The organism is Wolbachia endosymbiont of Nasonia oneida (assembly GCF_009012935.1).
Lineage (GTDB): Bacteria > Pseudomonadota > Alphaproteobacteria > Rickettsiales > Anaplasmataceae > Wolbachia > Wolbachia pipientis.
In genome coordinates this window covers 173548-194331 of record NZ_QESS01000001.1, presented here as the reverse complement: position 1 = coordinate 194331, position 20784 = coordinate 173548, and the positions used below count along the sequence as shown (strand labels likewise).

The window sequence follows — 20784 nt, the reverse complement described above, 5'->3', positions numbered from 1 at the left end:
GCGAAAGCAAATACAATAGCTTCAGTTTCATGATAAGGGGGCTGGCGAAGCTTGTCAAGGAAGTTTTTTGTATCTTAACCTTAGATTTGAGAAATCTTATAGGCTTTTGTTCTCATGAAAATTATGTTCTCATGAGTAAATTAATGTTATCCTTTTTTGTTGATCTAAAGTTTCTTATGTTCATACACTTACGTGTTCATAGTGTTTATTCGCTGCTTGAAAGCTCGGTTAAAATTGAGGAGCTGATCGGCCTTTGTTTGCGAAATAAAATGCCAGCGGTTGCAATCACTGATTCAGGTAACTTGTTTGGCTCGCTCGAGTTTTCAGAATATGCGGCAAGTAGGGGAATACAGCTAATAATAGGATGCAATATTATAGTTAAACATTCAGAACAAAATTTACCTATATTATTGCTTGCAAAAAATGAGCAAGGGTACACTAATTTAGTCACTTTGGTGAGTGAGTCTTTTAGAAAGCGCAAGAATAACAGCGATATTCCTTACGTTGATTTTGATGAGCTATTGAATTTAAGTACGGGTCTGATCGCTTTAACCGGTGGATGTTTGGCTCAACTATTGTTGGGGCAAGATAAAGAAACGGTTGAAAAACTGCTTTCAGCATTTAATGGTCATTTATATGTTGAATTGCAGCGTCATGGGCTGAGCAAGGAGCTAGAGCTTGAAGAAACTTTAATAGATTTTGCTTATCAGCGCAATATACCACTAGTTGCAACGAACGATGTATTTTTTCCAAATAGGTCTGACTATGAGGCTTATGATATATTAACGTGTATATCGGAGGGGAGTTATGCCCTGGAGAATAACAGAAAGAAGTTAACTACCGAGCATTACTTCAAATCTGTGGCAGAAATGGAGGAGCTGTTCAGCGACATTCCCGAAGCAATTCATAACACTTTAGTGATAGCTAAGCGGTGCTCTTACATGCCAAGAAGCAGGCAGCCTATTTTGCCTAAATTTCCTTGTCGAGAAAATAAAACTGAGAATGAAGAACTGAGGGAGCAGGCAGTTGCAGGATTAGAATTCCGTATTGCGAATGAGACAGACATAGACCTTAAACAATACTACGATCGGCTGAATTACGAACTGAGTGTGATAACTTCGATGAACTACGCTGGCTACTTTTTGATAGTTTCTGATTTCATTCGTTGGAGCAAAGCAAATGGCATTCCAGTTGGTCCAGGAAGAGGCTCTGGTGCAGGCTCAATTGTTGCTTGGGGCTTACAGATTACAGACCTTGATCCAATAAAGTTTGGCCTAATATTTGAAAGATTTTTGAATCCTGATCGTATATCGATGCCTGACTTTGATATTGATTTTTGCCAGGAAAAAAGAGACCTGGTTATTGATTATGTTCAGAAAAAGTACGGTTATGTTGCTCAAATAATCACTTTTGGAAAATTGCAGGCAAGGGCAGTATTGCGTGATGTTGGGAGGGTATTACAAATGCCTTACTCTCAAGTGGATAAAATATCTAAAATGGTTCCATTTAATCCAGTAAATCCTGTAACTTTATCACAAGCGATAGAGTTTGATCAAAACCTGCAGAAAGAACGGGATAGTGATGAGGTAATTGCAAAGCTTCTTGATATATCTCTTAAGCTTGAAGGAATATATCGTCACGTTTCAACCCATGCTGCTGGAATTGTAATATGTGATCAAAAGTTGGAAAATTTTGTTCCTGTGTATTATGATCCAAATTCAGCTTTGCCAATCACTCAATACAGCATGAAATATGTGGAGAAAGCTGGGCTAATAAAATTTGATTTTCTTGGGCTTGGTACGCTAACGCTAATAGATCATGTATGTCGTTTAATTAATCGTGATGGAAAAAAGATTGATATTTCTTCAGTTCCTTTAAATGACCAAAAAACCTATGAGATACTCTCAAGCGGTGATTCAATTGGAGTGTTTCAGCTTGAAAGTTCGGGAATGAGAGAAGCTTTAATTAAACTAAAACCGGACTGCATTGAAGATATTATCGCTTTAATTTCCCTTTATCGTCCAGGACCTATGGATAACATTCCAACTTATGTTGCAAGAAAACATGGACTTGAAAAGCCAGATTATATTCATCCGTTACTTGAGGAAGTATTAAAAGAGACATTTGGGGTAATAATTTACCAAGAACAAGTGATGGAAATAGCCCGTATTCTTTCCGGGTATAGCTTAGCGGAAGCAGATCTGCTGAGACGTGCCATGGGTAAGAAAATCAAGGAAGAGATGGATAAACAACGTGAACTTTTCATCCAAGGGGCAACGAAGAATGGCGTTGATTATGACAGGGCAAGTTATATCTTTGACCTTGTTGCAAAATTTGCTGGTTATGGGTTCAATAAATCTCATGCTGCAGCATATGCGGTGATATCTTATCAAACGGCTTACCTTAAAGCTAATTATCCATTAGAATTTTTTACAGCACTAATGAATCTGAATATTGATGATAGAGATAAACTGAATTTATTTTATCATGCAGCAAAGTTTAGTGGCGTTACCGTTCTTTCACCTGATATAAACAAGTCTCAAGCTGAATTCTCAATAGAGGATGAACGCATACGTTATGGTATTGCTGCCTTGAGGAATGTTGGTTTTTCTATAGCGGAAGGAATAGTGAACGTACGTTCAAGCGCTTGTAAGGACATATGGGAATTCATTCAAAATTCAGGTCATATAATAAATAAGAGAGCGCTAGAAAGCCTGATTAAATCCGGAGCATTCGATAGCGTGCATAAGAACAGAAAGCAGCTATATGAGTCAATGGACACGCTGATTTACTTTGCAAATAAAAACAAACAGGATAGAGAATCAAGTCAAGCTGCTTTGTTTGGTAGTCTTGATGTCCTCAAACCGAAACTTGAGAATGTGGAAGATTTTGATGAAGAGGAAAAATTAGAACATGAGTTATTTTCACTAGGATTTTATTTAACTAATCATCCGCTTGAAAAATTTAGAACTCTTCTGGAAAAGTTAAATATTGGGTTTATCGGAGAAAATAGAACAGCAAAAACTGCTGGGGTAATATTAAATGCACGTATGAGAACTTCAGAGCGTGGAAGGTTTGTTATCCTCACACTTTCTGATCCCCATAACGTTTCTGAAATAGCATTCTATAATAATGAAATAATAGAAGAAAAAAGAGATTTATTTTCACCAGGAACGTTTGTGATAATTGATCTTGAAGCTTCGGAAAATACAACAAGATTAGCAGGCAAGGATATATCTGAGTTTACAAAAAGAGTCACTTCTACAATAAAAGAATTAGTTCTCACCACTGAGTGCACGGATTCGCAAAAAGCCGCTATGGAATTAAACACAATATTGAAAGATGAAGGCAGAACCAAAATAATGCTAAAACTTCTTCTCGAAAAACATAAAGTGAGCATCTTATTACCAGGTGCATACTCAATTGCTCCTCAAGTAATTTATGAAATATCTAATTTAAGCTGGATTAAAGGCGTAGAAATTAATACAAATAACTTGCTTATATAAAAAAGCTTTATATAATGAAATATTTAATCGGTATTAAAGGAAGATATAGTGAATCTTTATGAATTTACTTTTATAGCACAACAAGGATTGTTACAGCAAGAAGTAGAGGAGATGGTCCAAGAGCTAGCTGTTTCATTGAAAAATATTAAAGCAGATATTATGTTCCAGCAAATCAGGGATATTCTGAAAAAAGGAAATGACAAGCTTACAAAACAAGAGTTAGAAGTGCGTGCTGAGGACATTAAAGAAAGTCTAGTTGCTTACTCTGATTTCTTGGAAGATCTTACAAAAATTTTATGGGTTGAATTAGAAGAAGATCTTTCAAATTTGAAAGAAGTGAAGTCAAAAATCGATAAAGAGTTGAAAGATGACCTAAAAGATTTAGGAATAACGCAAGATTTTACAAAATTTCTAGGAGGCAGTACTAAAAGTGCGTTTATCCATAACGCAGTAAATGCTTTGAAGAGAAATATTTCAGAACATCTAATAAAGATTTTTCAAGATATTTTGAAAGATTTTAGAATAAACGGTCCAACTCAATCGAGCAAAGCGTTGGAAATGCTTTTGAAAAACATTGAAGCATCAGGATTAATCAAGTATGAACATTGGGGTCTTTTGGATTTTGCATATCACAAAAATAAAATGAAGAGCGGTCATTATTGTATAATGTGCATAAGTTCTACTGCAAGCATTCTGGATGAATTTATGCGTAGAATGAAACTTAATGAGAACGTTATTCGCCACTTTCCTGTGCAGGTTGATAAAATTTTTGAAGGTAAATCTCATATGATGAATAAACAAATTGAGGAGCAAAGCGCATAATGATGAAAAGACGAAATAGTTTTAATAATTCTTACGTATCTGTAAATAATAGGACTGGCTTTAGGCGTTCTAAAGTTTGCCCTCTTGCTGCGTCTAAAGATGAAGACATAGATTATAAGAATATAGATTTATTATCCAAGTTTACCTCTGACTATGGTAGGATATTACCTAGAAGATTAACAGGCGTATGTGCAAAAAAACAAAGGAAGTTACGCTTAGCGATCATAAGGGCACGTTTTTTAGCTCTTATTCCTTACTGTACTAAAAAAGTTTAGGTAATTTATGTTGATAATTTTAAAGGAAAATATAAGGACTTTAGGTAAACTTGGTGAAGTTGTCAAAGTTAAACCAGGTTATGCACGTAATTTTCTTTTTCCACAAAGAAAAGCGGTGAAAGCTACCAAGGAAAATTTAACAAAGCTAGAGGAGCAACGTTTATTACTGGAAGAAGAGAATATAAAAAGATTAAATGTAGCAAAAGAGCTTGCATCGTCACTACATGATAAGTTTGTGGTATTAATAAAGCAAGCTTCAGAGGATGGTAAAATTTTTGGTTCTGTAACAACACGTGAAATTGCGAAAATTTTACTACAAGAAGGACATGTGATAGATCACCGTAGTTTATCTTTTGGTGGAATAAGCATCAAAAACTTGGGTGAATACCAAGTAAACGTAGAATTACATAGTGAAGTAGTAGTACCAATTACTATATACGTCGTGAAATCCGAAACAGATGCAAATGAGCTAAGGCAAGTAAAATTGCAAAATCAGAAATCTGAGCAACAAGAGGCAGAGCAAGATGCGAATAAAGAAGCTGCTGATGGTGATGATAGCTGATCCCTTGTTATAGTCGTAAAGAAATGTCTGCCATGGCTAAGCTGGTGTCATCCCAGTGCTCCCCTCCTATCATCCCAGTGCGTGACACTGGGATCCAGTTTATTTCATCATGGACATTATTTTATGCTTCTAGAATCCGTTGTCCATTGAATAATTTGCAAATACTTTTATATCTGGATTCCAGTGTCACGCACTGGAATGACACCATTATTGGAATAAATCAAAAATGATTCCCCGCTATAGCAGAAAAGAGATGTCTGAGATTTGGGAAGAGAGCAACAAGTTTAATATATGGCTTAAAATAGAAAAATTAGCGTGTGAAGCTCAAGCAAAGTTAGGAGTGATTCCAAATAGTGTTGCTCAGAAGCTCTCTGGTGCTATTGAATTTGATATTGAACGTATCAACGAAATTGAATTCATTGTAAAACATGATGTTATAGCTTTTTTAACATATATTGCTGAAAAAGCGGGAGTTGATGTTCGTTATCTCCATTATGGAATGACAAGTTCTGATGTTTTGGATACATGCCTTGCGGTGCAGTTGAAAGAGTCATGTGATATTTTACTCGAGAATCTAAAAAATATACTTGCAGTATTGAAAAAAAAAGCTGAGGACTATAAAGATATTGTTTGTGTTGGGCGCAGTCATGGAATGCATGCAGAACCAACAACTCTTGGATTAAAATTTGCTAGATTTTATGCTGAATTTAAACGCAATTATCAGAGATTAATTAGCGCGCAAAAAGAGATCTCAATTTGTAAAATATCAGGTGCAGTAGGTAATTTTGCAAATGTTGATCCGTTTGTTGAAGAGTATGTAGCGAAAGAAATGGGACTCATACCTGAAACCATATCATCTCAAGTCATTCCTCGTGATAGACATGCCATGTTCTTTTCAATTTTGGGAGTGATTGCAAGCTCAATAGAAAATATTGCAATTGAAATTCGTCATTTGCAAAGAACTGAAATCGGCGAAATTTCTGAGCATTTTTCCACTGGGCAGAAGGGAAGCTCTGCTATGCCACACAAATGTAATCCTATTTTAAGTGAAAATCTGACTGGACTCTCACGTTTAATACGCAGTTATGTTTTTCCTGCGTTAGAAAATGTTGCATTGTGGCACGAACGTGATATATCACACTCATCTGTGGAAAGATGCATTGCTCCTGATGCTTGTATAACAATGGATTTTGCTTTAGTGCGATTAACAGATTTGATAGATAAATTGGTGATCAATAAGGAAAACATTGAAAAGAACTTAAATTCTTCAAAAGGTTTAGTTTTCTCACAGCGTGTATTGCTTGAGTTAGTAAATAGTGGTTTGGCGAGGGAAGAGGCGTATAAAATTGTTCAGAGCAATGCAATGAAAGTGAAACAAAACAACAGTGATTTTCTGGCCGAATTGAAACAAGATAAACTCTTACTTAAGGTTATTAACTCGGAAAAACTTGAATCTTTGTTTGATTTGAAATATTATACAAAACATGTAGGTCACATGTATAGCAAGGTTTTCAATTAGGCTGAGTAGCTCAGTTGGTAGAGCAGGAGGATCATAATCTCTTGGTCGGGGGTTCAAGTCCCTCCTCAGCCACTCGAACTAAACTATGTTTAGCAAAGCAGTGCTATTGGTGAAACCCAGTGTCAGTTACTTGGAATGAGTTGTATATCCACTCAGGTGAGGAGACAATGGATAAGAGATTGTGAAAAGGGTTTAGCTTTTGGCCTATGATCTCTTTAAATGACAGAATTTCACTACAAAACTTAACTTTCTTCTATGCAGTTAGCTAAGTCAAGAAAGGTGAATCTATCTCTTGTTGCAAACGCAAGATCGACCACTTTACAATATTGTTCTTTATTCCAATTGAGGTGCTCTGGTAAGTGTGGAATTGATAGATCTTCAAATATTTTTTGCAGGTGTTTTGCAGGTAGTAAATTTTGCTTAATTAAACTGGAAATATTATGCCATTCTTTACAAATAATCTCTTGGATTTTTTGCTGCATAATTTGCTTCTGTTCAAAAGTTCTTACAAATTCGATATTATCAAAGCACTGAGTTATATGTTTTACATCTAAAGTGGTCGGTTTGATAATCGGGTTTTGTATTGATAATATCTTTTCCTGCAAATTAGCCATGGTAATCGTCGTAACAGCAATTTTTTCGCCATGTAGTAAGGAATGATCTCTTGTTACCATTTCCATTGCGTGAGCTATCATATGCTCTCCTTGGCTTGCAGAATAGCTGCCTTTTGATATTACCATTCCAAGTCCTGAAATTAGTAGAACTTCCATAAGTAATAGGACCACTTTTCTACTTCTTTTAGTAAGCGCCGTATACTCTCTTAGCAAAATTTGCTCCAAATCGCGAACAAGTGTAAAAGGTAATTCATTGTATTCTGTGCCAAGCAACAAATGAGATAGTAGCCAGTCAGCCTGAACTGTTGAACGACAAATGAAATCTGCAAATCCGCTTAATGTGAGACGCAGTGGTGCATTGGCAAGTATGTCTATATCTATATATACTGCTCTTGGAAGATGTGCTTTGAACGATTTTTTATATCCATTTACTAATATTGAAGCATTTGCAGAGGTATATCCATTCATAGAAGCGGCTGTTGGGAACGATATATAATCTTTTTTCTCGAGGTAGCTTGCATATTTGCAGATATCGTTAACAGTGCCGCTACCAAATGCAACTATTAAGTCACTGTCTTTTGCTTTGTTTCTAACTAGATTTACGGTTTCAAGAGAGGCAGCTCTGCTTGGTGTCATTTCTCTACCTGATGTCATCCCAGCGCGTGACACTGGAATGGCAGGTGGAGCTGGAATAATTAAGTTAGGAATTTTATTAAGTACGTTTTTGTTTAAAAGTTTTGCTGTATTTTTATCTGCAACTAGAAAGACGTCATTTCCGTGTCGTGTGCATATTTCATAGATATCATCAGCAAGGTAGTAATCTGTTATTACTTCCCTTAGAAAAGTTTGTTCGGTTTGATGTAATATTTGTTTTAAATAGTGCATAGAGTGTTTACAATATAGCAGTATAAGTATTTTAAGATTGACATGAAAATTGACCCTGTAGAGCTAACTAGGAAATTGATCTCTTTTGAGAGTATAACACCAGAAGACAGCGGGGCAATAGAGTATATAGCAACAATCTTCAAGAAGAGCGGCTTTGATTGTGAGATTTTAGAATTTGGTGATAAAGTTAAAAATCTTTATGCGAAATATATAAATGGAGTACCAAATTTGTGCTTTGCTGGGCACGTTGATGTTGTACCACCGGGTCAGTTAAAAGATTGGGCGTTTGGTCCATTTAATCCAGAAGTGAGGGATGGAATGCTATATGGAAGAGGGGCCGCTGATATGAAAAGCGGAGTAGCTGCATTTATTGCTGCTATGGTAAATTTGATTGCAGAGAAGTTTCAATTTAATGGTTCGATAAGTGCATTGATTACCAGTGCTGAAGAAAGCATGGAAGAATATGGAACAAAGGCAGTTTTGGAATGGATGAAAAGTAAGCAAAAAAAGGTGGATTTCTGTGTGGTTGCTGAACCAACCAGTAGTGAGAAATTAGGTGATACCATAAAAATAGGCAGAAGAGGTTCTGTAACATTTGAATTAATTTGCCATGGAAAACAAGGGCACGTTGCCTACCCAGACCTAGCAGATAATCCAATATATAAGGTAATATCGATATTGAGTAAGATAAAAAATGCTACTTTTGATCGTGGTAATAAATATTTTCAGCCTTCACATTGCGAAGTTACTACTATCGATGTTGGAAATAATACTAGCAATCTAATACCTGGTTCAGCAACTACATGTTTTAACATTCGATATAACAATGAACAAACACCGGGTGGCCTATATAAGCTGATTGATGAAATATGCTCTAGTGTAACTAACGATTATAAGCTTTCTATGCATAGCAGCAGGGACGTTTTCCTCTCTACTCCCGATAGGAATACTGATATTATGCTTGATGCAATAAATAAAGTTACCAGTATTGATGCTGCGCTGAGCACAAGTGGTGGCACATCTGACGCTGCGTTTATCAAAGATGTTTGTCCAGTGATTGAATTTGGTATAATCAACAAAACTGCACATCAGATAAACGAATGCGTATCAGTAAACGATATACACAAGTTAACAGCTATATATAAGGAATTTATAGAAAATTATTTCAATCCCACTAATAAAATATTGAATCAGGTCAACGTAGTTAGTAATATATCTAGTGGTCCATTGTTAGCTTAGATGTAATCAGATCTCTTGCATAACTGTTGTCTGAATAACAACTGGTGTCATTCCAGCAAAATGTGTCAAGTAAGTTTTTTCGTTTCTATAGCTACTTGGATGACAAAAGAAGAAATACTAGACTTTATACCTTTTGCACTTAAATTCACATAAATCATGAATTATGCACGTTTCACACGAAGGTTTCTGTGCTTTGCAAACATATCTACCATGCAAAACTAGCCAATGATGAGCATAAAGCAGGTATTTTTTGGGAACCACATTTAAAAGAGATTGCTCTGTTTTAAACACATCTTTTTCTTTCACAAGCCCAATTCTATTGCTCACTCTAAAAACGTGAGTATCAACTGCCAATGTTGGAATGCCAAGCCCCGAATTTAAGAACACATTAGCGCTCTTTCTCCCCACTCCAGGCAAAGACACCAAATCATCAAAATTAGTAGGTACTTTGCTGTTGTATCGTTCTACCAATATTTTACTAAGCCCGATTATATTTTTTGCTTTGGAATTATATAAACCAATACTGCTTATGCATTTTTTCAGCTCACTCTGCCCAAAGCTCAGCATTTTTTCTGGCGTATCAGCGATATTAAATAGTTCTCTTGTAATTTTATTAACGCTTACATCAGTTGTCCGCGCTGATAAAACTATCGCAACCAGTAACGTAAAATGATTGGTATAATTTAGCTCTATTTTTGGCGCAGGATTTGATTGTTGAAACTTTTCAAATATTAGTTCTACTTTTTTTGAGTCCATTTCATTTACCACACCTCTTTTAAATATTTAAACAAAGAACCCCTCTTTCCCATCATACAAATACAATTTGTCCATTCTCACCACGTCAAAATTGTGTTCTTCGAGTTTGATTAGCAAGTTATTTACATCACTATTTGTAATAGCTTGCTTTTCATTATTTGCGATAAACCTACAGGTTATTTGGTCACTTGAAGGTTTTGAGTTTCCTGGCCAAATCGCAAGTCCTTTTGAGTATATTGCTATCATTTGCAGATTACTTGATTCAAATAATCCTACTATTTGATCAACATTACTGGATTTGTTCCAAGCGAGAGTTATATCACTACCCACTAGCTTTTTAACTTTGTAATCTTGTTCGTAATTGTCTTGTACTTTATTTATTTTACTATCCGAACCACTGCCAATTATAAGCTCAGCAGGTTTCTTTCCTAAATTATCTATAACAGCTTCTGCAAATTCTTTGGTACCAACTTTCTGTTTACTTCTTTTCTCCTTATATAAATCGGCAGTGTGTATTCCATCCTCCAAAGTCTTGAGCCATGCATCGTAGATTAGTTTTGCAGTACCCACTTGACCTATGTAAATTAGCATATGCACTGCAGCATTTAAAAGACCAGAAGGATTGGCTATGTTTTTTCCTGCAATATCAGGGGCAGAACCGTGCACTGCTTCAAACATTGCGTATTCATTCCCGATGTTGCTACTTCCGGCAAGCCCCACAGATCCAGAGGTTTGTGCGACTATATCTGATAATATGTCGCCATATAAGTTCTCGGTTACTATAACATCAAAATTCTCCGGTTCTGTTGCAATACGCGCCATTCCAATATCAACTATATAATGTTCTGCCTTTATATCTGGGTATTCCTTTGCAATGCGATCAAACGCGGCATGGAAAGTTCCGTCAGTCATTTTCATGATGTTATCTTTAGTCAGGCAAGTTACTTTTTTTCTGTTGTGTTTTTTTGCATATTCAAAAGCGTACCTGCATATCTTCTCTGAGCCAGATCTAGTAATAATTTTAGTGCATTGGTAAGAGTCACCAGTGAGCCTATGCTCTATTCCGGTGTAAACGTCCTCTTCATTTTCACGTATCACTACGATATCAAACTTATCGAATTTATTTTCTATAACAGGATGATATGAAATGCATGGTCTGATATTTGCATACAACCCTAGATTTTTTCTGAGTGCAACGTTTAAGCTTTTGTGCCCTTTACCTTGAGGAGTTGTTGTCGGAGATTTTAATAATATTTTTGTCCTTTCAATTGATTCCCAACCACTTGGAGAAATTCCGTGAGACCATTCTTTACTGTAAACACGCTCCCCTATTTCAATAATATCTATTGAGATTTCCGCTTCTGCTTCGCGCAATATCGACAGCACCGCTTCCATGATTTCTGGTCCGATACCGTCGCCATATGCAACTGTGATTAGTGTTGACATAACTTCCCTAGTTATAAATGATTTAATATTAATTTAAATAATAGAGTGGCACAAGTAGCTAATATTACCCAAGTTAGTATATTTACGGTTATTTAATAACGTATTTTTATATCATATGATGATATTATGAAATATAGGTGGGGTTATGAATACTGAAATAAATGTTAAAGTAAATTATGTAGGATTTACAAGGCGTATTGTAGCAGAAATACTTGACCTCATCATATTTTCCCCTCATTTTATCTTCGGTTTTATCTATGGTGTATTCATCGTATCATTACAAGATCAAGATAAAGACTCTTTTCAGGAACTTGCACAACTAGCAACAGAAATACCATTTATAGTTTCTACAGTGGTCGCAACATTAGTACTAACAATATCCAAAATATTAATGGTAACAAAACTTGGTGGTACCCCAGGAAAACTATTGTGTGGTATGCATATTAAAGATGCTAATACATTTACAAATGTTACCCTTATGCAAGCAACAATAAGATGTATTTCTAAGGGAAGCATCTGGATTATTTTTCGCTTTTTGCTTCATCTGCATTATCATGGTTATACTTTTCTATATCTTTTAATTGTGCTAATTTTATTTTTGTTTGCAGTATTTGATCAACGCAAACAGACTTTTTACGATAAAATTGCAAAAACAGTAGTGATAGACTATAAATCTAGTTGATATTTTTCTTTATAGGTAGTACATGGATAAAAAAGTAAACTACTCAACGATGACAAGACGTACTCTAGCATTTATAGTTGATTGTATTTTATTTATCGCAATACCATTTGGTTTAATGGCGGTGGGTTTCTCACTTACACACGCAATACAAGGGATCATGGGTGCAATAATTGTAATCACCACGATTGTATTTTCTTTATTTTTAATGATACCATGTATATTTCATATATTCATGCTAGTAAAATTTGGCGGCACTCCAGGACACTTGTTATTTAGCATGCGTGTAAAAGACAAAGATACATTTGAGTCAATCACTACAATGCAAGCAATGAAAAGGACTATAGCTCTTTTTATAATTTATTGCATATCACTTTGTAATCCCATTTTATTCTTAGCTATACTAATCTTAGTTTTAGTATGTGCAGTAGGTGATGAACATAAACAAGCTTTTCACGACAAAATTGCAAACACGGTAGTGATAGATTATAAACCTAGTTGATATTTTCCTTTAGCTGTCTGCCACCAAGGGTGTCATTCCAGTGTCACGCGCTAACTTAAGGTAAATTGCCAACTTAACTATAAATATATTTTGGTAAATCCAAATTATTTTAGCTATAAGAGCGTTTTACTTTTTGCTCAGCATATCCATCATAACTGGCTTACTTTTAGTGATTCATGGAGTTAAAAAAGTCAGCATTGCTCTTTGTTAAAAGTAGTTTGTCACGTAAAAATTCCATTGCTTCAACGGGTCCCATAGGATTGAGTATCCTACGCACCACCCATATTTTATTTAGTATAGCCTTATCAACTAATAGCTCTTCCTTCCTTGTTCCGGATTTTGTAATATCAATAGCTGGAAATATACGTTTATCAGAAAGTTTTCTATCAAGTATGATCTCAGCATTTCCTGTACCTTTAAACTCTTCAAAAATAACTTCATCCATTTTTGAACCAGTCTCTATAAGAGCTGTGGCGATTATAGTTAAAGAACCCCCATTCTCAATATTACGAGCTGCTCCAAAAAAGCGTTTTGGTCTCTGCAGTGCGTTTGAATCTACACCACCAGTTAGAACTTTCCCAGACGAAGGAATAACCGCATTATAAGCACGTGCAAGTCTAGTAATATTGTCAAGTAGAATTACCACATCTTTTTTATGCTCAACCATTCTTTTAGCTTTTTCTATTACTATTTCAGCAAGCTGTACGTGACGGTAAGCAGGCTCATCGAACGTAGAACTTACTACCTCACCTTTTACAGAACGTATCATATCTGTTACTTCTTCAGGTCTTTCATCTATAAGTAACACTATTAATTCTACTTCAGGGTGATTTATAGCTATAGAGTTAGCCATTTGCTGAAGCAATACAGTTTTTCCTGTGCGAGGTGGAGCAACTACTAACGCTCTTTGCCCTTTTCCAAGAGGAGCTACTATATCTATAGCACGCATGCTTAAGCCTTTTTTATCATCACCATTATTACACTCAAGTACTATGCTTTCCTCAGGATAAAGAGGAAGCAAATTATCAAAATGGACGTACTTTCTTAATTCACTTACTTCAGTAGAGTTTATACTTTGAACCTTAGTTAAAGTAAAATATCTCTCTTTATCACCAGGTGGCCTTATTTCTCCATATGCCATATCTCCTGTACGTAAATTAAACTTCTTTATTTGCCCGTTAGAAATATAAACATCATCGGTACTTGGGGCATAATTTGCACTTGCTGAACGTAAGAAACCAAAACCATCAGGCAATATTTCCACTATTCCACTCCCTGTGGTTATGCCTCCTTCTTCACTCATTTTTTTCATTAAGCTGAATATTATTTCCTGCTTTAGCATTCTACCATTGCTTTTACCGTTAGTTGAAATTTTTCTTTCTTCAGCTAACTCTAACAATTCTTCTGCTGTTTTCTCTTTTAATTCGCTCAGATCTAATGTTTTTCTGTTTTTCTCAGTACCTTCATTGACCATCTGTTTTACTGTATCGTTATTGTAAATTTGCTCACTTTTTTCAGGTTGAGCTGTAACCTTTCCTTTTGCCAAAACATCTTCATTGATTGTTGTCATAATCCTCCAAAAATTTTAATTGATGCTTACTAACCTAAAATGTGACTATAAGATAATAAATTAGGCTGAGTTAGTTTCAGTGCGTATTAAGCTTAATTATCATTAAACCCCGTACTTTACTTACATTATACTAATAAACACTAGCAAGTCAAGTTAATTTAATGTTAACAAAGCACAAAAATTTGAGGATTTTCAATAGCTATTCTTTATATTTTTTTAACCTTTCTTGCTTCTCCTCTTCTACTTTTGCTTTTTCCACTTCTGCTTCTAAATTTTCTTGACTACATAAGCCGAGTAGTACAGGATCTTGGGGTTTTATATTTTGCATGTTATGATGAGATCCATCTCTTACCTGCTCAACTGTGTAATTTGTTGTACTAATTAATTTAGCTATAACGTTATTGTCCAAGATAGGAAATTTTTTTACTAAATAATAAATCGCATCAGGTTTATCTCTACGTCTTGCCGTAGAGGCAAAGCCAAGAATGCTACCAATCGCTTTACTCCTTTTTTTTATATTTTTTATAATCAAATTTGGTACACGATTTGGATTTTTTTTGCAATCATCGATTTCTTTTTCAGTAATTATTCCAGAAATAATAGGGTTATATTTTTCTACTTCTATTTCCTCATCAGCTATGTCTTGTACTTCTTCAAGGGCCAATCTGCAACATTGTGCTATTTGATTAAAAGTTAAACCAGTGTTGTCTACTAACCAAGCAGCTATTTGCACTAGAAACTGTTTATTTCTATCGTTATTGCCCTTAGAAGATTCCATTGACATCAAAAAAGCATCTCCCATTTAAAGTATCCATTACTGTTATACAGAGCTAAAATATAAGCTATTAAAACTAAAAAAGCATTAATTTTGTCATTCAATAACTTTTTGTTTGTCACTTCCCACCCCTTAAGTTAATTAAATGCTCTCACCTTTAAGCATATTTCCCCTTCTTAAGGTATAGTATAACTCAGTTAAACATATGTTTCTATTTAAGAAGAGAGTTAAATTTTAAGTTAATATATTATATATATTATCTAATAAAGCAACAGGTTTACAAGTATTAAATTATCACTATTCTATAATTAACCATTAATTAACTGAGTTTAAAATGAATGTTAAAAATTTTTTCACTAAAGTAACTGTTGTCCTTTTAGCTTGCTTGTTAATCTTTGTGGGAGTTGGCAACCTTTTATCAGGTGATGATGAAAAAGAAGAGGTAGCTAGGGTTGGAAAAGAAGTTATAACGTCAGATGAGTATAAATCACTATATCAAAATTATGGAAAACAAATTTCTGGATCTGATGCGAGTAGAGAACAAGTAAAAAAGCTGAAATATGATTTGCTTAACGCACTTATAGAGCAAAAACTATTGTTTAACCTAATTAGTGAGCTGGGGTTGACAGTTGGAGAAGAGTCTATAAAAAACCATATTAAAAATACCAAATACTTTCAAAATGATAAAGGCGAATTTGACAAAAACAAATTCCATGAAACGCTAAATGACCTGCATATGACAGAGAAAGAGTATATAGCAAAGCTAGAGAAAATCCTGCCTGCAATGATGTTTATGACTTCGTTATTTAAAGATAATTATCCGGTAACTTTTGGCGAGAAAATTGATGAGCAGATATACAACAGTCGCTACCAAACTAGAGTAGTTGATATTGTTAAGATAACTGAAGATGCAGTTACAAACATTCCTGAACCAGGTGATCAAACCTTACTTGATTTGTACGAAAGAAATAAATCTCATTTTTATTATCCTGAGTATCGAACTGCGCAATATATTTCCTTAGGTCAAAAGTATTTTGAAGATCAAATCAAGATCTCAGATGAAGAAGTTGATGGCATAATAGAACAACAAGAACTTAAAGATCAAAGAGACATATTTAATGTAATATTTTCTACCAAAGAAGAAGCTGAGACAGCAAGAAGAGCATTTGAGGAGGGTAAAACAAGCTTTGAACAGATAGTAGAAGAGTTTGGCAAAGCAGAACTTGAAGAAACTAGAGTAAATAATATAACTAAGGATTTTCTACCGGAAGACATGAGAGAGAAGGTGTTTGCTCTTAAAGTAGGTGAAGTAAGTGAAGTTTTAGCAAGCAGTTTTGGTTGGCACATAATAAAAGTGGAAAGTGCGCATCAAATCTCTGATGAAGACTTAGTTGATTTAAAAAAAGACATAAAGTCAGTTTTAACTAACCAAAAGTCTTTTGAAAGAGTCAATGATTTCATAAACCAAGTGAACTATAAGATATACAATGGTTCAGCAATCGAAGAAATATTGAGTGAATATAATTTACCTATACAAACTATTGGTCCAGTAGATGCGAGTGGAAAAGATCAAAGCGGTAATAACGTAGGAGATTCTAGTGATTTGATTTCTTTCATTTTTTCGCGAGAAAAGGATCAGAAAGGTTATTTTAAGGGCGTTGGGGACGCTGTTGTTAGTGTAAAAATCATCGATATCGTTCCACCTAAATCACAAAGTTTTGAAGAAGGCAGGGCATCAGCAGTAGAGCTTTGGCAGAGTGAGTTTATAAAAGAAAGAATGTTTAAAATTGGGCAAGAGTTTGCAGTTCAACTAAGAGAAAAAACAGATTGGGAAAAAATTCAAGGTGTGGAATTAGTTGAAGATCAGCAGATGCATCGCAATGAACAAAACTACCCATTTTCTTTTGTAGAAGAGATTTTCAATATGAAAACAACTGGTTCAGTGACAGACCCTATTCAATACAATAATGAAATTATAATAGGTGTTCTAAAAGAAATGCATTCATCAAATGGCAAATTAAACATGCTTGACACTGGAAAACGTGTGATGATATCGCTAAAAGAGCAATTAATTAGCTATCTGGAATCAAAGTATAAAGTCGAAGTTAATCACGCTATACTTGATGATATATAGTCAAAAATCTTATAAGTTGCTTCAAACGCTTCCAGTGCCCAGACACACAACTGTACGAACATTGCGATTTGAGAGCAATCTTCACTAGAAAGGATGTCATCCCAGTGCCCAGATACTGGGATCCAGGAATTTTATTAAGTTGGTAAGCATAAAAGTAGCCGTTTTATGTTAAAATACAACGTTTTAATGATTAAAAAAAGGCTGGATTCCAGTGTCAAGCACTGGAATGACACCATTTGCTGTGCAATTTACCTTCAAAAATGAATGTTCGTATAGCTGTGCGCCCGGCACTGCCCTACATTATTGGTAATTATATTATAAGGTGCAAAAGTTGTATAATTCATTTGACTTAAAACGGCTCATTGTATAAAATTGTGGCTAATATATGAATAAAGGTTAACATGGCAGTTAAAATAAGGTTGGCGAGGTTTGGCGCAAAGAAACGCCCTTTTTATAGGATAGTTGTAGCTGATTCACGAGCACCAAGAGATGGGCGTTTTATTGAGAAAATAGGACAATATGATCCAATGTTACCAAAAGACAATAAAAATCGTGTTGTGGTGAAAGCTGATAGATTAAAACATTGGCTAAGTGTAGGCGCGCAGGCAACTGAAAGAGTACTGTGGTTTATCAAAAAAGGCATAGTAACTTTAGAAACAGAACCAAAGAAAACAGAAAAGAAGAAAGTAGAGAACGAGAAAGCACAAGGGCAAGAGGCATAAGTCTCTTAAAATGCTAAATACTGATTTAACAAACAGCGATAAATTAGACGATATTGTATCTTCTGATTTGTCAGCTATGAATGACTTTGTCTTCAAAAATGTCAATGATGAAGATGCTAAGCTTGCTACTGATATTATATCTCATCTTGTTAGGTCAGGTGGAAAAAAAATAAGGCCTAAACTAGTTTTTATTATATGTAAAATGCTAAACTATTCTGGGGAGAATAGGATCAACGTTGCTGCATCGGTAGAGTTTATACACAATGCTACTTTACTTCATGATGATGTGCTCGATGAAAGTGAGGCACGCCATGGAGTTAAAACAGCGAATAAGATTTGGGGAAATAAATCAAGCATTTTAGTTGGTGATCTATTGTTGACTCTAGCATTTAGATGGCTTATAGAGTGTGGAAATTTAAATATTCTCTCTATTTTATCTAAAGCATCGCATTTACTTGTGAAGGGTGAAATAAAGCAGATGACAGCACGCTTTGACCCCCACACAGTCAGGGAAAATTATTTTGATATCATTGGAGAAAAGACAGCATCTTTATTTTCTGCATGCTGTGAAGCTGCATCAACAGTATCTGGTGCAACAAATGACGAAACAGAGAGGCTAAAGAATTTTGGTTTTAATTTTGGTATGGCATTTCAAATAGTTGATGATATGCTCGATTATACTGCTAATCAAGGCACTTCTGGAAAGCAAGTCGGAAAAGACTTTTTCGAAGGTAAAGTCACCTTACCTGCTATTATAGCATACGAAAAGGGCAGTCCAGCAGAGCAAAAATTCTGGGAAAAATGCTTTTCTTCAGCTAGACACAATTTTGACCAAGCATTACACTATATTAATCACCATAATGCCATTCAGCTTTCTATGGAAAAAGCTAGACACTACATTAATATGGCACAAAATGATATTAGTACTTTTTCTGATTCTTTTTATAAAACTACTTTAATTAACTTTTTAAATGCGAGCATAGAAAGACGAATGTAGCTGGCGCTTGATATTTTCAGATTAATTGTTATATATTTATTAGATTCTTAAGGGTAATGATATGTCAGATAGCAGTAAGGAGAAAAAGAAGAAGTTTGCTGATATGGTAAGTAGGCAGAAAGGTGACGACCAACAAAGTGATAACCATAAGCAAACTGATGATTTAAATGAAGATCTCAATACATTAAAAGAACGTGCAGTTCAGCTTGAAGATCATTTACGCCGTGCTGTTGCAGATAATGAAAACGTCAAACGTATAATGCAAAAGCAAATTAGCGATGCAAGTGACTACGCAGTCACAAAACTTGCACGTGATATGATCGACTCGTGCGACAATTTAAAAAGAGTAATGGAAATTTTGAAAGACGGTGATCCTGTTCATGAGGGGATTAAAGTAGCTTATCAAAAAATTATAAATGATCTAAAAAAACATGGAATAGAGGAAGTAGATCCACTTGGTGAGCTTTTTGATAGTAATTTACACCAAGCTGTTGTGGAAAGAGAAGACAATGAAAAAAAGCCTGGCACCATTGTAGAAGTACTACAAACTGGTTATACTATCAAAAATAGGTTGCTCCGTCCTGCAATGGTTATTCTTTCTAAGAAATCTGCTGATTGTGGAAGCGATTAGCATGAGGTAAATGTATAATGACAAGTATTGTCTTTTCAGGTATCCAGCCAAGTGGCGTACTACATTTAGGTAATTATCTTGGTGCAATCAAACAGTGGATAGACTTACAGGATAAATACAAATCTCTTTTTTGTATTGTCGACCTACACGCAATCACAGCAAATAAGCTTCCCGCAAGTGAATTAAAAAGTAATATTTTCAAAACAGCAGCAGCTTATATTGCATGCGGAATAGATACAGAAAAGTCCATTATTTTTAGTCAGTCCACAGTTAGTGGTCATGCAGAACTGGGCTGGCTGCTTGGATGCTATACACCAATTGGTTGGCTTAATCGCATGACTCAATTTAAAGATAAAGCTGGCAGCGATAAACAAAAAGCCTCTCTTGGATTATATAGTTATCCAGTACTTATGGCTGCAGATATATTGTTGTATCAAACTAAATACGTTCCTGTTGGTGATGATCAAAAACAGCATTTGGAGCTTGCACGTGATATTGCATCAGCTTTTAACAATCATTATAAGCTGGATTATTTCATCGTACCTGAAATCTTAACTTTGGATTGCACATCAAGGATAATGAGCTTAAGGGATGGCACAAGCAAGATGAGTAAATCTGATCCTTCAGAACATTCGTGCATTAACCTTGATGATACGGATGACTTAATTGTCAAAAAAATAGAAAAAGCAAAAACAGATTCAATTCTAGGCTTTGCTACTTTAAAGTGCCGACCAGAAATAAGCAATTTGATAAACATTTATTCAGTGCTTAGTAATGTAAATGCAGAAAAAGTATGTGAAGAAGTGAACAAACATGACATGAAGCACTTCAAAAAAGAGTTAGCTGATTTAATTATCAGTGTTATATCACCCATACGTGAGAAAATGAATGATCTTTTAAAAGACCAATTCCATTTACATGAAATATTAAAAAAAGGCACAAAGAAAGCAGCAGAAATTGCAACCCATAATATAAAAGAAATCAAGGATATTATTGGATTTGCTCAATATCTGTAAGGTTCCAAAGTGTGATGGTGCGAACCGTCATACCGCCGCGGTATCTCAGCCGCTAACACGTAGCGGGATGACGGTTTTTCAAATTGTCGGTAAATCTAAGTCAGTTTAGCTATAGGCAGCAATTTTCTGTATTT

Annotated in this window: 18 protein-coding genes, 1 tRNA gene and 1 pseudogene; 15 read left to right on the top strand and 5 right to left on the bottom strand. The window is 35.1% G+C overall.

Annotation, left to right across the window (positions count from 1 at the left end; translation table 11 throughout):
* Positions 1-176 precede the first annotated feature (176 nt).
* The 7 genes from dnaE (at position 177) to DEF52_RS00845 (ending at position 6756) form a co-directional block, all read left to right on the top strand.
* Positions 177-3506 (top strand): DNA polymerase III subunit alpha, encoded by a 3330-nt coding sequence (gene dnaE, locus DEF52_RS00875; protein WP_151807623.1) that lies wholly within the window; start codon positions 177-179, stop codon positions 3504-3506.
* Positions 3507-3554: 48 nt separating this feature from the next.
* On the top strand, positions 3555-4328 hold the full coding sequence (locus DEF52_RS00870) for a 30S ribosomal protein S6 (RefSeq protein ID WP_010082465.1): 774 nt from the start codon (positions 3555-3557) through the stop codon (positions 4326-4328).
* Positions 4328-4603 (top strand): 30S ribosomal protein S18, encoded by a 276-nt coding sequence (gene rpsR / locus DEF52_RS00865; protein ID WP_007548890.1) that lies wholly within the window; start codon positions 4328-4330, stop codon positions 4601-4603. Before DEF52_RS00870 ends, rpsR begins: the two co-directional genes overlap by 1 nt.
* 7 nt (positions 4604-4610) lie before the next feature.
* The gene (gene rplI, locus DEF52_RS00860) at positions 4611-5165 is read left to right on the top strand and encodes a 50S ribosomal protein L9 (RefSeq protein WP_151807593.1); all 555 of its coding nucleotides are present in this window, start codon (positions 4611-4613) and stop codon (positions 5163-5165) included.
* A 32-nt stretch (positions 5166-5197) separates the two neighbouring features.
* Entirely contained in the window at positions 5198-5395 is a 198-nt protein-coding gene (locus tag DEF52_RS00855; RefSeq protein WP_237357310.1) for a hypothetical protein, read from the top strand.
* A complete protein-coding gene (purB, locus tag DEF52_RS00850) occupies positions 5392-6684 on the top strand; it encodes an adenylosuccinate lyase (protein WP_151807591.1) in 1293 nt (430 codons plus the stop codon). Before DEF52_RS00855 ends, purB begins: the two co-directional genes overlap by 4 nt.
* Positions 6684-6756, top strand: a tRNA-Met gene (locus DEF52_RS00845). Before purB ends, DEF52_RS00845 begins: the two co-directional genes overlap by 1 nt.
* 170 nt (positions 6757-6926) lie before the next feature.
* On the opposite strand, the gene DEF52_RS00840 is transcribed toward DEF52_RS00845, so the two are convergent.
* Entirely contained in the window at positions 6927-8183 is a 1257-nt protein-coding gene (locus tag DEF52_RS00840) for an iron-containing alcohol dehydrogenase (protein ID WP_151807590.1), read from the bottom strand.
* A gap of 42 nt (positions 8184-8225) precedes the next feature.
* Between DEF52_RS00840 and dapE the strand changes: the two genes are divergently transcribed.
* Positions 8226-9422, top strand: a complete 1197-nt coding sequence (gene dapE / locus DEF52_RS00835) for a succinyl-diaminopimelate desuccinylase (protein ID WP_151807589.1) — start codon at positions 8226-8228, stop codon at positions 9420-9422.
* A 117-nt stretch (positions 9423-9539) separates the two neighbouring features.
* On the opposite strand, the gene nth is transcribed toward dapE, so the two are convergent.
* Together nth and icd are read right to left on the bottom strand one after the other, a co-directional pair.
* Positions 9540-10178 (bottom strand): endonuclease III, encoded by a 639-nt coding sequence (gene nth / locus DEF52_RS00830; RefSeq protein WP_151807622.1) that lies wholly within the window; start codon positions 10176-10178, stop codon positions 9540-9542.
* A gap of 27 nt (positions 10179-10205) precedes the next feature.
* Positions 10206-11624, bottom strand: a complete 1419-nt coding sequence (gene icd / locus DEF52_RS00825) for an isocitrate dehydrogenase (RefSeq protein WP_151807588.1) — start codon at positions 11622-11624, stop codon at positions 10206-10208.
* A gap of 145 nt (positions 11625-11769) precedes the next feature.
* Here icd and DEF52_RS00820 point away from each other — a divergent pair, with 145 nt between their 5' ends.
* Complete coding sequence (locus tag DEF52_RS00820) at positions 11770-12306, top strand: RDD family protein (protein ID WP_006279799.1); 537 nt, start codon at positions 11770-11772, stop codon at positions 12304-12306.
* A gap of 22 nt (positions 12307-12328) precedes the next feature.
* The gene (locus tag DEF52_RS00815; RefSeq protein WP_006279800.1) at positions 12329-12805 is read left to right on the top strand and encodes an RDD family protein; all 477 of its coding nucleotides are present in this window, start codon (positions 12329-12331) and stop codon (positions 12803-12805) included.
* A 166-nt stretch (positions 12806-12971) separates the two neighbouring features.
* Here DEF52_RS00815 and rho read toward each other — a convergent pair whose 3' ends face one another.
* Positions 12972-14375 (bottom strand): transcription termination factor Rho, encoded by a 1404-nt coding sequence (rho, locus tag DEF52_RS00810; protein WP_007549497.1) that lies wholly within the window; start codon positions 14373-14375, stop codon positions 12972-12974.
* Between the two features lie 199 nt (positions 14376-14574).
* Complete coding sequence (locus DEF52_RS00805) at positions 14575-15177, bottom strand: cell cycle transcriptional regulator TrcR (RefSeq protein WP_010082495.1); 603 nt, start codon at positions 15175-15177, stop codon at positions 14575-14577.
* 304 nt (positions 15178-15481) lie between these two features.
* Here DEF52_RS00805 and DEF52_RS00800 point away from each other — a divergent pair.
* The 5 genes and pseudogenes from DEF52_RS00800 to trpS form a co-directional block, all read left to right on the top strand.
* A pseudogene (locus DEF52_RS00800) lies at positions 15482-17284 on the top strand (peptidylprolyl isomerase); the annotation flags it as partial.
* A 401-nt stretch (positions 17285-17685) separates the two neighbouring features.
* Positions 17686-18006, top strand: coding sequence for a 30S ribosomal protein S16 (gene rpsP / locus DEF52_RS00795; protein WP_006279266.1), 321 nt, complete (start codon positions 17686-17688; stop codon positions 18004-18006).
* Positions 18007-18016: 10 nt separating this feature from the next.
* Positions 18017-19003, top strand: a complete 987-nt coding sequence (locus tag DEF52_RS00790) for a polyprenyl synthetase family protein (protein ID WP_010962840.1) — start codon at positions 18017-18019, stop codon at positions 19001-19003.
* Positions 19004-19064: 61 nt separating this feature from the next.
* Positions 19065-19634, top strand: a complete 570-nt coding sequence (locus tag DEF52_RS00785) for a nucleotide exchange factor GrpE (protein ID WP_012673267.1) — start codon at positions 19065-19067, stop codon at positions 19632-19634.
* 17 nt (positions 19635-19651) lie between these two features.
* Positions 19652-20650, top strand: coding sequence for a tryptophan--tRNA ligase (gene trpS, locus DEF52_RS00780; protein ID WP_006280207.1), 999 nt, complete (start codon positions 19652-19654; stop codon positions 20648-20650).
* Positions 20651-20784: the final 134 nt, after the last annotated feature.